This window comes from Achromobacter sp., from assembly GCF_049647645.1.
Taxonomy (GTDB): Bacteria; Pseudomonadota; Gammaproteobacteria; order Burkholderiales; family Burkholderiaceae_B; genus Achromobacter.
The window spans coordinates 1-14239 of the sequence record NZ_JBARYB010000150.1; the positions used below are offsets into that span (position 1 = coordinate 1).

Sequence of the window (14239 nt, forward strand, 5' to 3'; positions counted from 1 at the left end):
GGCCTGGGCTGGATCGACGCCGGCGGCGCGCTCCTCGCGCCTGGCCTGCCACGCTGCTGCTGCGGCGGCGGCCGGCACCGCGGGCCAGTGGCCCAGGGCGACTTGCTTCATGCGCCCGCTGTCCACCGCCTTGTAGCGGTAGGTCCAGGTCTTTCGCGAGGCGCTGGCCACCAGGCGCAGGCCCGGGCAGCCGTCGACCATCAGGTGCTCGCCGGGCTGCAGCAGCTTGGCCGCACGTGCGTCGAAAAACATCGGTCGTATACTCCAGCCGCCGCCGGGCCCAGTGCCAGGCGGTCCCTGGCGCCCTGATTGGTGCAGCTTCCTGAAAAAAGCTACGCCAAATCCTACGCCACGGGGGCAAGTGTATACAGGTGGGGGTAAGTGATTTCGGGTGAACCGCAGAGGCGGTGAAGCTGAAAAAACCGAACCAGCTCAAGCACTTACCGAAAAAACTCGTTGCACATCAACGGGTTGAGAGACGCGGGTGTAGTTCAATGGCAGAACGGCAGCTTCCCAAGCTTCATACGAGGGTTCGATTCCCTTCACCCGCTCCACTTCAGCTTTCCATGGTGTTCCAAGGACGTCCATGGAGTGTTGCAAGTCATTGTCACGGTTCGGCTTTTCCAGAAAAGCCGTTCCAGTGACGTCCAGCGAAATCCACTGACGGCCGGCCCAAACTGGTACAAAAAGTGGCCCAAACAATGCGCGAACTTCCCCTGCCGCATTGTTGCTGGAGGAGCCGAGGTCCGATGGGAAACATGGCACTCAACTCGCTTTCATGGAGTTGGGATCATGCTTTCAGACCTCATGGCCCGGCAGGCCAAGTCCACCGGCAAGCCATACGCACTGGCCGACTTCGACGGCCTCTATCTCTACGTTTCCGCCATCGGCACCAAGGCTTGGCACTTCCGCTATTCGTGGTTTGGCAAGCGTGAGCGCATCACCCTAGGCAACTATCCGGCGCTTTCCCTGAAGGACGCCCGTGCACTTCGCGATGAAGCCCGCTCGCTGCTCGCCAAGGGCGTCAATCCCCACAGCGAACGCAAGCGCAAGCGGCACGCGATCGTCCTGGCCGGCGAGCACACCTTCATGGCCGTCTACGAGCAATGGCTGGCCTATCGCCGGCTCTCGCTGGAGGAAGGAAGGCAGACCAGCCTGGAACAGATCGGGCGCGTCTTCAAGAAAGATGTGTTCCCCTCGCTACGGCACCTGACCATCTACGAAATCACCCGCGCGCACCTGCTGGACATCATCGGCAAGGTGGAGAAGCGCGGCTCGCTGTCCGTGGCCGAGAAGCTGAGGACCTGGTTCACCCAGTTGTTCACCTACGCCACGGTGGCGATTCCCAACATGGGCGATAACCCGTCCAGGGACCTGGAAGTGGTCGCGCTGCCGTTGCCGCCTGTCGAACACAACCCGTTCCTGCGCATGCACGAGCTGCCGGTTATGCTGCAGACACTGCGCAAGTACCGCGGGCGCCTGAACACGCAGTTGGGCATCCGGCTGCTGATGCTCACTGGTGTGCGCACCGGCGAGCTTCGCTTCGCCACGCCCGATCAGTTCGACCTCGACCGGGGCCTGTGGGTCATCCCGGTGGCCAGGCTCAAGCAGCGCGCGCTGCTGACCAAGAAGAAGCGCAAGCGTCTCATCGACATCCCGCCCTACATCGTGCCGCTGTCGGTGCAGGCGCAGGAGATCGTTCGCCACCTGTTGGACCAATGCAAGCCTGCCCAGGTCCATCTCATCCCAGGCGACTGGTGCCTGAAGAACCCGATCAGCGAGAACACGCTCAACGCCGCGCTCAAGCGCATGGGCTACGAGGACCAGCTCACGGGGCATGGCATCCGGGCGACGATCTCGACGGCGCTGAACGAACTCGGCTACCCGAAGAAATGGGTGGATGCCCAGCTATCGCATGCCGATCCAGACAAGATCAGCGCGACCTACAACCATGCCGAATACGTCGAGCAACGCCGCGTCATGATGCAGGACTGGGCTGATCGCCTGGACCTGTTCGAGCAGAACCAGGTCGAGGTTGCCAGCCGGCATCTGACCATCACGCTCCAGGGCCTGCCGACCATCGCCGGCCAGGCGGCCGTGCAGCCGCCGGTGGTCGACCTCACCGCGCCGCAGCTGATCGTGACCGCGCCGACGTCCAACCAACCCGAAGCGCCGGCATCGGTGCAGCGGCTGTCGGCCGTGCGCATGCCCGAGTACGCGCGGCCGCGCCTGTCGGAGGTGCAGCGCGGACGCCTGCAGGTGCTGGAGACCTTCGAGGCGCCGCACAACCTCTCGGTGGCGGACTACGCCAAGCTCGCGGGCAAGTCGCGCCGCTGGATCACCTACGAGATCCAGGCCGGCAACCTGCTGTCGATCCACATGGGGCACCGCGGGCAGCGCGTGCCAGACTGGCAGCTCGATCCGCTCAAGCGCAGGCTGGTCCAGTCTGTCCTGAAGCAACTGCCACGGGGCGTCGACACCTGGGACATCTACCACGCACTCCTGCGCTCGTACGAGGCTCTCGGGACACGGCCGGCCATCGAAGCCGTCAACCCAACGAACCTGCACCTTGCCGCGCGGCTGGTGGCCGCACAGTGCATGCAGGCGAGCGAGCCAGTCGTGACGACAGAGTTCCCTGAGCAGGTCCGGCAAAGCGTGCAGCGGCTGGTGCGCGAAGCCGTCGCTGCCGATGCCGCCGAAGTGGCGCCCGGAGACTGATCAAGCCAGGGGCGCGCCGAAGTTCGGTCAGGCGCTTGCCTGGAGCGCGTGGAAGAACGGCTCCAGGCGGGCGCTGCCCGTATCTCGACGGCTCAGGAAGTACGTGGTGAGCGTCAGCGCGCCCTCTTGCAAGGGACGCTGGACAACGCCAAGGGAACGATGGCCCTCAATGCGGGTGGCGGGTGCCAAGCAGACACCGTAGCCGGCGGCCACCAAGGTCATCATCAACCCGAACGATGTGGCCGTCGTGACGGCCGAGGGGACGACGCCGGCTGCCGTCAGCAGTGAGTCGATTTGCCCACAGTAGCCGACACAGTCGCGCCCATCCAGGGCGATCCAATGGTGGTCGGCCGCCTGCTCCAGGGACACTGACGCAAAGGCCAGCAAGGGGTGATGGGCCGACACGGCCAATGCCAGCGCATCGCGCCAGACGGGTCGGACATCGATGCCTTCAGGGGCTGCGGGCGATTGGCAGAGGCCTGCCTCGAAAGCCCCCGCGAGCAGTCCTCGATGCTGATCCTCCAAGCGCTCTTCGTGAAGACGAATCGGGTTGTCCGGATAGCGCCGACGATGTTCCGCCATCGGTACCGATAACCGGGGATAGGCCAGGCAGTCCGACAGGGCAATGTTCAAAGGATCAGAAGCGATCATCGTGTCACCCGCACAACGCCGACACTGCAAAAAGCCGCGTGCTTTCGGCCAATGAGATAAGTTTAACGTGGTTTAAATTCGCTTGACACGTGACGCTTCTGTTGATGCAGAAGCGATCGGTGCAACGCGGGAGACCTGCGGGAACAAGAACCTATGAAAGCGAGCCAGCGCGCGCTTTCGGCGTTGCCGTGCGCGAGGCCCGGTCCGCGCAGGGGCTGGCGCAGGAGGTGCTCGCGGAACAGGCGGGCATCGCCCGGTCTCACATGGGCAAGATCGAGCGCGGCGAGCATATGCCCACGCTGGTGTTGATCCTGCGGATCGCGAAGGGGCTGGGTTGCTCGGCCGCGTCACTGATGGCCGCAACCGAATCGCAACTGGCCGAGGAGCAGGACACCACCGAATAGCCCGGCAACGCAGGCTTGGCCGGTCAGTCATCCGGTCGCAAGCATGCGGCATGCGTTGTGCCCGGGCGCGCTGAATTCCGCGCCAGGGACAGGTAGGGGTTGTCCGGCGGGACTTCCGCGAACAATGTCGAAGGCGTCGCCAACAGATAGCCGTGCAACCGCCGCGACTTGCGCGGCCCGGTGACTTCGCAGATCCAGATGTTCAGGCCGCTGTCCTGTTTGCGGTGCAGTCCCAGCTTCTCGAAGCGCTTCTGCACCCATTGCCAGTCGTGCAGATTGTCCTGCCGGGCCAGCACCTGGATCTCCGGATGTTCCTGCACGTAGCGCTGGAAAACGCCGGGGCTGACCAGGTACGCCGTGCCATCGACGGTATGCACCAGTGCCTTCGCATCGTTGATGATGAGCTTGCGCGATTCGATGCCTTGCTTGAGCCAGGCAATGAAGTTTTCCCCGGACGGCGTGGCCCTCGCGGGAGCCGGCATGGTGGCAGGACTGGTCAGCGCCAAATGAGCCACTGCCGCAGTTGCGGCGGCGGATGGTGATGGCGGTTCCGCGCTGGCGGACGATGCACTGGTGGTGGCTGCGTCGGACGCATCAAGCATCGACAGCAGATCGGAGACCGGGTCCGCGATCCCAGCCGGGCAATCCGCTACCCCAGGGGACGGTGAGGTGGCCGGGATGCCGGCCGAGGCCGGCGCTGCCTCATCGCCAGGGAGGGCCTCTTCCGTCGTGACCGTGCCGGCGAACGGTGCGGGACGCTCGCCCGACTCCCAGATCAAGGCCGGCGAAAGGCGCAGGAAGGTAAAGCTGTGCGACCAGCCGGTGCCGCTCGTAACGGTGGCCCGCCAGATCGCCTTCCCATCTGGGGCGGGCTGCACGATGCCATGGTCCTGGAGCACCGTGAAGACGGCGGTGTTGTTCGATGGAATGCCTTCGATGCCCTGCGACAGGAGGTGCGCGCGCAGCTTGTCGCTGACCGTCTTGCTGACGAGCCAGAGTGCCTCCGGGGTCAGCCATCCATCCGACGGGCCGCCGGGCTGGTTCAGCTTGAATTCCTCGCGCAGCAGGTAGCGCAGACCATCCAGCAGCTTGCGCTGCAACGCATGCTTCGGCGCTGCCATCGCCCTGGCCGGATCACCGCCGAGCGCCAGGGCCACCGATGCCTGGTCGGCCTTGACGACCAGCTCGCCCAGCGTGCCGGCATGCTCGTACTGGCCCGCCAGCACGTACAGCAGCGCCGACCACAGGTCCTGGTAGTCGCTCAGCCAGTCGAGGATGCCGGCATCGAGCACACGGGTGTAGAGCAGTCCCGCGGCGGCGCCATGCAGCCGGTACTCGCGATCCGTCCGATAACGAAAGCGGTACGGCTGCCGCAGCGGCCCGTGCCAGGGGTGCCAGACCAGGCCATCGGCCTGCTCGACGTGCAGGTCGACCGCGATCTTGCCAATGTCGTGCAGCAACGCGGCGTAGGCGGTCCCGGCGGTCCAGGCCTCGGCTTGCGCGGCCTGGGCCTCGGGCGAGGCGCCGGCCGGAAGCAAGTGGGACTGCCTCAGCTTGAGCGCGTAGGCCACGATCTCCAGGCCGTGGTCCAGCATGCCGCCCGGCCAGGCATGGTGATGCGCCTCCGAGGCCGGGAACTGCTGGACCAGTTCGGCGTAGCGCTCCAGCGGCGCTAGGTACAGCGAGCGGAACTGCCGACGCGACAGCGAGGTGCGCTGCCAGATGTGTTCCAGCAGCCGCTGCCGGCGCGGCTCCGCCAGCAGCGATGTGGCCGACTGCGGTGGCGTCAGCCCTTTGGCAGGCTCGACAGGAGGTGGCGCGGCGGCGGTGGCCAGCGGCACCCGTTTGCGCTGGAACAGCGAAAGCATGGCGACATCCTGGTGATGGGCTGGCCGGAGGAGCCTTTTGGCCTTTTCGGGTAGGGCCTTTCCCCTTGAGGCCATTCCCTTGCTCCATCCCCAGCCCTTTGGCCTTCGACAAGCCCTTTGATATAGGGACAGTCGGCTTCGTGTGCCGCAATCAATGCGGAGCCGGTGCGCTCCAGGATCGGGCGGAACAGGCACTGTGTTTTCACGGGATCAGGCCGTTTCAACCGGCGCTGAAAGCGCAGCAGGCCCTGTAACCCCTGCGCCCGAAGGCATGCTTGTCAAGAATGAAGTAAGGAAGTAAGATTTCCTTTGAAACTTACGGAGGCCTCCCATGCTTGCCAAGCTCACTTCGAAAAATCAGATCACGCTGCCCAAGGCGGCCGTGTCCGGCGTGGATGCGGCGGAGTACTTCGACGTAACCGTCGAGGGCGGTCGGATCGTCCTGACCCCCGTGCGGGTCCAGAAAGCCCAGGCCGTGCGCGAGAAGCTGGAGCAACTCGGGATCACCGAGCAGGACGTCGAGGATGCCGTAGCCTGGGCACGGCAGTGATGCGAAGGGTCGTCCTCGACACCAACATCGTGCTGTCGGCGCTGATCTTCAGTGCCGGACGCCTGGCCTGGATACGCCACGCCTGGCAGCACCAGCAGTTGCAGCCGCTGGTCTGCCGGGAGACGGCCAGTGAACTCCTGCGCGTCCTGGCCTATCCCAAGTTCAAGCTGTCGACCTCGGAACAGCAGGAGTTGCTGGCGGACTTTTTGCCCTACGCCGATGTGGTGGAACTGCCGGCGCCATGGCCAGACCTGCCGGTCTGCCGCGACGAGAAGGACCAGGTGTTCCTGGTGCTCGCGCATGTCGGCAAGGCGGATGCGTTGATCACGGGGGATGCGGACATTCTCGCCATGCGAGAGGACTTTCCCGGCTTGATCATGACCGCCGAAGCATTCGCGGCGCGGCAGGCATGAAGGAGAACGGCACGGCCTTGCCCAACGACCGTGGAACGACCATGAGGTAGCCAACCATGAAGCACACCGCACGCATGACCACCGCAGCGCGACTCGGCCGCTGGCTGGGCGGTGTATGGGGCGGTTGCCTGCGCGCGGAGCGTCGAGTGCATCAGTGGCTGATGGCGCGGGGCCTGCCGGCAGGCGGTGCAAGGGTGCTGATCTGGGTGGTCAAGCTGGCGACCCTCGGCGTGTTGCTGTACGTCTCGGTCTGGGCGGCGCTGTTGCTGGTCGCTCTCGCTGTGGCAACCAGGATGGCGGAGCAAGCGCCGCAAGGTGACGATGATTTCCTCGGACGCAAGGCCGAAGAGCTGGATCATCGCGAAAGCCTGTTCTACCACCCTGCGTCGTACAACGATGATCCTGACCCGCGGTTTGAAGACGACTGACTCGCGATGGCCCCTACCTTTTCTTGGCTGCACCGATCAGCATGCCCGAGCCTTTACTGCCTGCCTGTCCCGCATCGCGAGTGCCCGTACCCAGTCCTTGCAGAACATTACCGGCCCTGACCCCTGCCCAAACCAATGCCGTCATCCAGAACGCCGGCAAGATCAAGAACATCGTGGCCATCACGAAGTTCAGCAGCATGTCGCCGAAGGTGTTGTTGAGGCCCACCAGTGGATCGAAGTTCGTGTGCGGCCGGTTCCAGCCCCACCCCCAGCCGTAAAGCGCATCGAGGATCGTCGAGTCGATCCAGCGGGCGAGCTGAAACCAGAATTCGGTGAAGAACAGCGCGAACTGCACCACGCTCACCGTGACCACGGTCTTGAGGTCATAGGTGCCGATCAGCAGCACCAGCGGGATGCAGATGACCAGCGCCATCTTGAGCAGGGACAGCACCATCGGCAGCGCCTGCCGCACCACGTCCATCGCCGGGAAATAGCCCAGTGATCCGACGGTCAGCCCCACGTCGCTGGCGGCGCGGGTGACGATGTTGGGCAGCGTCATGTCGATCTGGCCACCGTAGTCCGTGTAGACCGCCCCCCGGTTGAGCTTCTGTTGCCGAGGGCTCGCGACGGCGCGGATCACCGAGTCGTTGACCTCGGCCTGGCTCAGGAAGCCCGCCCAGCCGGCCAGTCGCGTCAGCAGGTTGGGATCGACCTGGGCCAGCAGTCGTGCCCGCAGGCCCTGGCCGCCGTCGGACCACCACTGCCGGCAGGTCGGGTAGCCGCCCCCGCCGGGCACCTGGGCCAGGCCGGCGTCGCGCGTGGCGTCGAACGGCCAGGCATCGCGAGGTGTCCTGGAGCGGTAGCTGTCGTAGAAGCCGGCGGTGCCGACGAAGTAGCTGGAGCCGATCCAGGTGACGTCGTGCATCTGCTCCTCGCTCAGGCTGGGCCGGGTCATGAACAGCTTGGCGCGGGCGGGGCCATAGCAGTCGCGGGTGAAGTCGCTGACCTCCTGGGCCAGCACCGGGTCGTCGATGCGGGTCGCGTCGATGTCCATGCGGATCTGCCGCAGGTCGGTGCCGCAGGGAATGGCCGCGACCGAGGCGCCGGTGATCGCGCGCGAGATCGCGTGCATGGCGAACCACCACACCGGCACCTTGGCCGACTGGTTGTTGATCGTGCTGAACGATTGCGACCAGCCAGTATCGGTCGGCTCGGGTACGCTTACCTGGCATTGCGTCGAGCGCGAATGGTCGTAGCGGATAGTGTTGAGATCGACGTCGATGAAGGGGATGCCCGCGAACATGATCACCACGATGGCGACGAAAATGCGGTTCTCGATGCGAGCCGAGGACAGCACGCCCTTGTTGCCTTCATCCGCGCCTTCCGCGCGGGCCTTCAACCATTCCTGGATGACGATCGCCAGGAACGGGATGGCGAACACGCCGCTGGCGACCAGCACTGACCAGATGCCGTTGTGGACCACCCAGGACACCAGCGTCAGGTAGTACTCCAGGTAGTCGGTGGTGTACAGCGTCATGGCGAACCTCGCGCTACCGTGCCTGCGTCAGCAGGCTGGCTTCCAGCACGATCACGGCGACGATGGCCGCAACCTCCGCGCGCAGCAGCCGCTGCCCGGCAGCGCGCTCCGGTTCCCGCGCGCGCAGGCGACGTCGCATCCAGAGCCAACCCCAGGCGGTGGCGGCGTACAGCAATAGCCGCCAGGCCAGGAAGGCCCCTGATTGCGCCGCCATCCAGCGCTGCCAGCCCTCGATGCCGCCCGCAATGCGGATGCCGACCACATTGACGGCGGTCGCGGCGATCAGCAGCGACACCGCCCACACCAGCACCAGGATGGCACGCCGGCTGGACAGCCAGCGCAGGCACCGCCCCACGGTATTCATGGATGGCTTCCGCCGGACGGCGGCCGCTGCAGTTCATCGACCCGATTGCGTACCGGGTCACCCTCGTAGATGCCACGCGCACCGGCGGCGCGGGTGCTGTGGCGCTGGATGATCGCCATCGGCGAGTTGCTGGCCAGTTCGCGGCGCAGTTCCAGCTCTGTCTTCAGGTTGTGAATCTCGCGATCGAGGATGTCGCTTTCGTGGGTGACGGCCTTCTGGGCCAGTTCGTTGGCGGCCACGTTGGGCTCCTTGCGCCCGGTCAGCAGCGTGCGTTGCAGCAGCAGCGCCTTCTCCAGCACGCTGGCCAGCGCAACCTCCGAGGCCAGGCGCCGAGCCAGGATGTCCTGGTCCGTCTCGTCGCGCAGTGCCTCGATCACGCCACGGGTGATGGGCAGCGACGCGCTGCTCGCAGCCAGCAGGTTCTGCGCCGTGGTTGGACGGCTGCCGGCGACCAGCTCCTGCAGGGCCTGAAGCTTGTCCTCGTATTCCTCCTGGATCAGCGGGGTCAGGCCAACGCCCGGCGTGGTGACGGTCTTGGTGCATGCATCGCAGGTGCGCTGCTCCTGCTCGCCCAGCACGCGAATGGCCCAGGCTGCGGCGGCATCGGGCGAACTCCAGGTCTGGCATGCCAGGTTGCCGCTGCAACTGGCTTGCGGAATCGAACTGGCATCGCCGACGCCACGGCCATTGAGCAGGTTGTAGCCGGCGCGGGTCACGTCGCCGACCACACGCACCGGACGTTGGTCCGCGCCGCCAGCGTTGTCTCCGCCGACCCACGGCACGCCATTGTTGCCACGGTTCGCCTCGGCGTCGTCGATCGCCGAGACCGCATCGGTGCTCGCGACGGCCTGCTTCAGCGCCATGCCTTCGGCGAGCTGGTCCCAGCCGAGCTGCCCCCCCGCCATGTCGGCCATGCGATTGGCGATGGCACGGCAGGTCAGCTTGCTGCGATCGAAATCCAGCCTGGCTTGCAGCACCCCATTGGTCAGCAGGTTGTACAGCCCTGGATCGGCGCGCTGGATGATCAACGCGGGCAGTGACGCCACGGCAGCAGTGGCGTTCTGGATCACCGAGGACATGATGGACTGGAAGCCATTGGTGATGCCGTTCAACTGGTTCTGCAGCGTGGTGGTGATGCTCATGTCGCCACAGATCAGGTTGCTGTTCCAGCCGACGCCAACACCGATGGAGTGCATGTTGGCCGCACCGCTCATGGAAACCGCGCGGCCGCCCCCAATGCTGTAGAGCACGTCATCACCGATCACGCTGCCCTGATGCTGGACGCCGTACTCGTTGACGCTGGTCTGCGCCCCGGCGCTGGAGCAGCTCAGCGCTGCGACAACGGCCAATGCGGCGTACAGAAATCGACGGGCGCTCGGAAATGAATTCGTCATGGCATCGGGCCTCACGGGAAATCGACGCTGCCTAGGAACACCTGGCCGCGGCGCTGGCAGCAGCTATAAGGACGCCACAATGCCCAGGCGTAGTCCCCCTGCCGGGCCTGCACTTTGGCATTGCCGTGGGGGAATACCGCGCAACTGCTGGACAGCGTGGGGGTCAGCTCCTGCCACTTGCCCGTGGCGGCATTGGTTTCCATCAGGGCGCCGGCCGGCCAGTAGCCATCGCGCGAACTGGCGAGCAGCGGTTGGTAGACGTGGATCTGGTTGCGGCGCGTCACGATGTCACCCGCGCGCTGGGCGACCACGGCTGCGGCCTTGTGATCATCCACCTGGTGCAGGAAGCCGCCACGCGGATAGACGTTGCCCCAGAGATTCAGGCCTGTGCGCGTGCCGACCTCGCGCCGGCCGGGAATCAGTGCTTCCGGATACAGCGCCTCGGGGATGTTGTAGCGCCATGCCAGCGTGTCAAGCGTGCTCAGCAGATAGGGCATGAAGGCGGTGCCGGCGCCCTCGCAGGTGTAGCCGGAGGCGCTGGCGAACTGGCTGAACACATAGCCACCGGGATGGCCGATGACGTCGGCGTTCTTGAACTTCGCCAAGTTGTTCTCGTGATCCTCGTTGGTGGTGCCGTCGCCACCGGCCTTCGCGGTCGAGTTCGGCAGGCTCATCGCCCGCACCTCGACCCAAGGGTTCTCGCCGGTGTTCGAGTAGCTCGACACCACGGCATCCGGGATGTAGTGGCGCACCTTGACCGAGGTGCGCACGGTGCATCCCGTCCAGGTGCAATAGAGCCAGTAGCAGATGCCGGTGACGCGGTATTCCAGGCAATCCGGCGACAGGGTGGAGGCCACGATGGTGGCGGTGCTCAGCGCGAAGGACGATGCGGAACACCCCAGCAGCAGCGCTGCGATGGCCAACCGCTGGCGCCGGGATGGCGCGAACGGACGCCTCGTCATGGCTGCATCCTCCGGTATTGGTCGATGCGGGCTACCGCACGGGCCACGTCCGTCTCGCCATAGACCACGTATCGGCGATCCACCACGATGGCCGGAACCTTGGTGACGCCAAGGCTCCAGGCGTCGGCAATGCCCTGGTAGGCGGTGCCGATCCTTCGCTGCAGGTTTGTACCGCCCAGCTTCAGGCGTTGCTGGACCATGGCGCTGGCGCGCTCAGGATCGGTGGGCAGGTTGTCGGCCAGCTCCGCTTCGAGCACCGCGGCCGCGTCCAGGATGAGGTGCCGGTCAGCCTGGCCAAGGACCGGATGATGCGAGTCGGTAACGACCCATACTTCCGCCGCGGCGGCGCGGGTGGCCAACGTCAGGATGGCAATGCCCGCAGCAAACCATGCTGAGCGAGCGCGAGCGGCATGAGGAACAGCGCAAGAGTCCATGAGACAACACCGGAGGGAAGCCAATCCGGTGACAGTCGAACCGAAATCCGGCTTCGACACGACAAACAAACCGGAGACGGCTTCGCCCCGTTTTCGCCATCCCTGTCATCGCGTGATCACCCCAAACGGTGCCTGCGAGTGCGCCTGCGACAAGGCCGCGTTCGGATCGACAGCCAAGGCGGCCGTCACAAGTTGGTCTCGCCTTCAGCAGCGATGAATCGCTTGCAGAACGAAGTCGGCCCGTTCGACCACACTGGCGCGCGGAAGCACCCTGACTTCGTAGCCGAGTGCCTGGTAGGTGGCATCCAAGTCGGTGTATTCCGCCTCAGCCTCGGGAAAGTCGTGCCGCCGCGCCTCGTCGGCGCCATAGATGTCCGGCCAGGGCGGTGCGAGGAACACGAGCCGCCCATAAGGGCGGGATTCGCCCAGGCTTTGCGCCAACGGTACGCCGCAGAGTCGTTGAAGCGCTGCAGCGGCGTCGATCAGCCCTCGGTCGAAGAAGACCGGACCAGCGTCCCGTGCCGCGCCTTCGAGATCCATGGCGGCGACGCGCAGCGCCTCCCGCAGAAAGGCCGCCATGTCGGTCCATGGCAGGGCGTTGCCGCCCTGTCGAATCTGCTCGGCGATGATCCTCCGCCCGGGTTCGGCGACGGTCGCATGACCACGCCGCCGCAGCTCCCCGAGCAAGGTCGACTTGCCGCCGCCGGAGCACCCCGAAATGACCACCTGAGATGGCATCGGCGTCATGTCAGGGTTTGCTTCGAACTGCAGACGGTTTGTCAATTCACTTGTCATCATTGGTTTAGCCGAAGAGACAGGCCCCACGCAACGGTGGCGCTAAGCATGCCAAAGGCGCAGACCCCGGCCCATCCATGCGCAGTGAAGGCCCACCCGCCTGCAGCAGCGCCGAAGGCCCCGCCAAGCAGCATCGCGCCCATGAACACGGTGTTCAGCCGGCTGCGCGCACCCGCGTCCAACGCATAGACCATGGTCTGGTTCGCCACCTGGGCCGACTGCACGGCCACGTCGAGCAAGAAGATGCCGAGGACGAGTGCAGGGATCGATGAGCCACCCAGGTACAGCACGGCAAATGCCGTTGCGGTTCCCACCGCGCCAGCACGGACGACTGCGCCGTGTCCGCGCCGGTCGGCAAAACGGCCAGCCGCCGGTGCAGCCAACGCGCCGCACACGCCGACCAGCGCGAACAGGCCGGCGGATACCGCGCCGAGCTGCAGTGGCGGCCGCTCCAGCCAGAGCGCGAACGTTGCCCAGAAGCCGATCATGCTGGCAAACAGCAGGAACTGGATAGCCACAGCCTGGCGCAAGGAAGCGTGCTTGCGCACCAAATGCCACATCGACAGCAGCAATCGTCCATAGCCGAGATCGGAGGACGGCCGCACCACCGGCAGCGTCCATGCCAGCCGAAAGCCCAGTACCAGCATCAGTGCCGCAGAAGAACCGAAGACGGACCGCCAGCCCCAAAGCTCGGTCATCCAGCCGCTCACCACACGGGCCAGCAGGATGCCGATCAGGATACCGCCCGTCACCACGCCGAGCACCTGCCCCTTGTGGTGGGAGGGCGCCAGGTGGATGGCCAAGGGAACCAGTTGTTGCGCCACGGTGGCGCACAAGCCCACTGCGAGGCTCGCCAGTGCCAATTGAACGAAGCCGGAGGATGCGGCTGCCAGCACCAGGGAGAGCACCAGCGCCGCCAGCGTTCGCAGGATGAGCGACTTGCGCTCCAAGCGGTCACCCAGTGGTGCCAGGAAAAGCACGCCCAGGGCATTGCCCGCCTGGGTGAGCACGGGCAGCCAGGTCACCGTCCCCGCAGAGAGCGCGAACTCCCGGCTCAATTCGCCGAGAAGCGGCTGGTTGTAGTAGCTGTTGGCCACGGATGCGCCAGCCGCCAGGGCAATGGTCCACTGCAGATGGGAGGGCAAGGCTGACGTGGCAGGCATCGGTGCGGCACGCGATGCATCGCCGGGGTGACCTGGGATATCGCTCATTCAAGGGGTCCGGCCGTATCAATTCTCGGCTTGCGGACAAGCTCTCACCAGTTCGGGCGATCCGTTCCCGGCGGCACCGACGGTCGCGCATAGCCGGCCGGTGTTCGCGCCAGTCGCGCGCGGGGCCGCACGGCGCGCAGCAGGCCGAAGCCGGAGATTTCGTCCGCGAGCCAGGGGCTGAGGTCCGGCCTGCCGGCCCGCAGGCCCTCTTCGATGCGCCCCAGCCCGCGCAGCCAGTGCCCGGTCTGCGCCAGCGACACCTGCACGTGCCAGCTTCCCCCTTCGCGCGACTGTTGCCACAGCGCGGCGGCGGCGCCGAAAGCCATCAGGAAGCCGCTGGCCTGGTCGAGGATCTGCATCGGCAGCGCGCGCGGCTTGCCGTCGCCCGCCGCCTCGCCCTCGGCGTGGTTGAAACCCATCGCCGTCTGCACCAACGAATCGAAACCGCGCCGGTCGGCCCAGGGCCCTTGCGTGCCGTAGGCGGTCAGCGACACGGCGACGATGCCGGGC

At 65.8% G+C, this 14239-nt stretch carries 16 protein-coding genes and 1 tRNA gene; 6 read left to right on the top strand and 11 right to left on the bottom strand.

Annotated features, from left to right (window positions below; translation table 11 throughout):
- Positions 1 to 252, bottom strand: a 252-nt coding sequence (locus tag WBB14_RS17680; RefSeq protein ID WP_424240988.1) for an integrase arm-type DNA-binding domain-containing protein, incomplete at its 3' end; no start/stop codon positions are given.
- A gap of 228 nt (positions 253 to 480) precedes the next feature.
- Here WBB14_RS17680 and WBB14_RS17685 point away from each other — a divergent pair.
- Positions 481 to 554: transfer RNA gene (locus WBB14_RS17685), tRNA-Gly, on the top strand.
- Positions 555 to 792: 238 nt separating this feature from the next.
- Positions 793 to 2718: a tyrosine-type recombinase/integrase gene (locus WBB14_RS17690; protein WP_424240989.1), complete on the top strand. Its 1926-nt coding sequence runs from the start codon at positions 793 to 795 to the stop codon at positions 2716 to 2718.
- A 27-nt stretch (positions 2719 to 2745) separates the two neighbouring features.
- Here WBB14_RS17690 and WBB14_RS17695 read toward each other — a convergent pair whose 3' ends face one another.
- On the bottom strand, positions 2746 to 3369 hold the full coding sequence (locus WBB14_RS17695) for a LysR family substrate-binding domain-containing protein (RefSeq protein WP_424240990.1): 624 nt from the start codon (positions 3367 to 3369) through the stop codon (positions 2746 to 2748).
- Positions 3370 to 3473: 104 nt separating this feature from the next.
- Between WBB14_RS17695 and WBB14_RS17700 the strand changes: the two genes are divergently transcribed.
- Entirely contained in the window at positions 3474 to 3773 is a 300-nt protein-coding gene (locus WBB14_RS17700) for a helix-turn-helix domain-containing protein (protein WP_025513322.1), read from the top strand.
- Positions 3774 to 3796: 23 nt separating this feature from the next.
- Here WBB14_RS17700 and mobH read toward each other — a convergent pair whose 3' ends face one another.
- Positions 3797 to 5641, bottom strand: a complete 1845-nt coding sequence (gene mobH / locus WBB14_RS17705; RefSeq protein WP_424240991.1) for a MobH family relaxase — start codon at positions 5639 to 5641, stop codon at positions 3797 to 3799.
- A 331-nt stretch (positions 5642 to 5972) separates the two neighbouring features.
- Between mobH and WBB14_RS17710 the strand changes: the two genes are divergently transcribed.
- The 3 genes from WBB14_RS17710 to WBB14_RS17720 are packed head-to-tail and all read left to right on the top strand — an operon-like array spanning position 5973 to position 7032.
- Positions 5973 to 6191, top strand: a complete 219-nt coding sequence (locus tag WBB14_RS17710) for an AbrB/MazE/SpoVT family DNA-binding domain-containing protein (protein WP_021205410.1) — start codon at positions 5973 to 5975, stop codon at positions 6189 to 6191.
- Positions 6191 to 6604, top strand: a complete 414-nt coding sequence (locus WBB14_RS17715) for a putative toxin-antitoxin system toxin component, PIN family (RefSeq protein WP_025513320.1) — start codon at positions 6191 to 6193, stop codon at positions 6602 to 6604. Before WBB14_RS17710 ends, WBB14_RS17715 begins: the two co-directional genes overlap by 1 nt.
- A gap of 56 nt (positions 6605 to 6660) precedes the next feature.
- On the top strand, positions 6661 to 7032 hold the full coding sequence (locus WBB14_RS17720) for a DUF3742 family protein (protein ID WP_025513319.1): 372 nt from the start codon (positions 6661 to 6663) through the stop codon (positions 7030 to 7032).
- Between the two features lie 13 nt (positions 7033 to 7045).
- Here the strand turns inward: WBB14_RS17720 and WBB14_RS17725 are convergent, their stop codons facing one another.
- The 8 genes from WBB14_RS17725 to WBB14_RS17760 form a co-directional block, all read right to left on the bottom strand.
- Positions 7046 to 8569 (bottom strand): conjugal transfer protein TraG N-terminal domain-containing protein, encoded by a 1524-nt coding sequence (locus WBB14_RS17725; protein WP_424240992.1) that lies wholly within the window; start codon positions 8567 to 8569, stop codon positions 7046 to 7048.
- A gap of 13 nt (positions 8570 to 8582) precedes the next feature.
- A complete protein-coding gene (locus tag WBB14_RS17730; RefSeq protein ID WP_424240993.1) occupies positions 8583 to 8933 on the bottom strand; it encodes a hypothetical protein in 351 nt (116 codons plus the stop codon).
- Positions 8930 to 10327: an integrating conjugative element protein gene (locus WBB14_RS17735; RefSeq protein ID WP_424240994.1), complete on the bottom strand. Its 1398-nt coding sequence runs from the start codon at positions 10325 to 10327 to the stop codon at positions 8930 to 8932. The genes WBB14_RS17730 and WBB14_RS17735 overlap by 4 nt, the downstream gene beginning before the upstream one ends.
- An 11-nt stretch (positions 10328 to 10338) precedes the next feature.
- Complete coding sequence (locus WBB14_RS17740; RefSeq protein WP_424240995.1) at positions 10339 to 11289, bottom strand: TIGR03756 family integrating conjugative element protein; 951 nt, start codon at positions 11287 to 11289, stop codon at positions 10339 to 10341.
- Positions 11286 to 11723, bottom strand: a complete 438-nt coding sequence (locus WBB14_RS17745) for a TIGR03757 family integrating conjugative element protein (protein WP_424240996.1) — start codon at positions 11721 to 11723, stop codon at positions 11286 to 11288. The genes WBB14_RS17740 and WBB14_RS17745 overlap by 4 nt, the downstream gene beginning before the upstream one ends.
- A 204-nt stretch (positions 11724 to 11927) precedes the next feature.
- The gene (locus tag WBB14_RS17750) at positions 11928 to 12521 is read right to left on the bottom strand and encodes an AAA family ATPase (protein WP_424240997.1); all 594 of its coding nucleotides are present in this window, start codon (positions 12519 to 12521) and stop codon (positions 11928 to 11930) included.
- Positions 12518 to 13729 (bottom strand): MFS transporter, encoded by a 1212-nt coding sequence (locus WBB14_RS17755; protein ID WP_424240998.1) that lies wholly within the window; start codon positions 13727 to 13729, stop codon positions 12518 to 12520. Before WBB14_RS17755 ends, WBB14_RS17750 begins: the two co-directional genes overlap by 4 nt.
- A gap of 44 nt (positions 13730 to 13773) precedes the next feature.
- Positions 13774 to 14239 (bottom strand): CoA transferase (locus WBB14_RS17760; protein ID WP_424240999.1); only part of this gene is annotated, 466 nt, incomplete at its 5' end.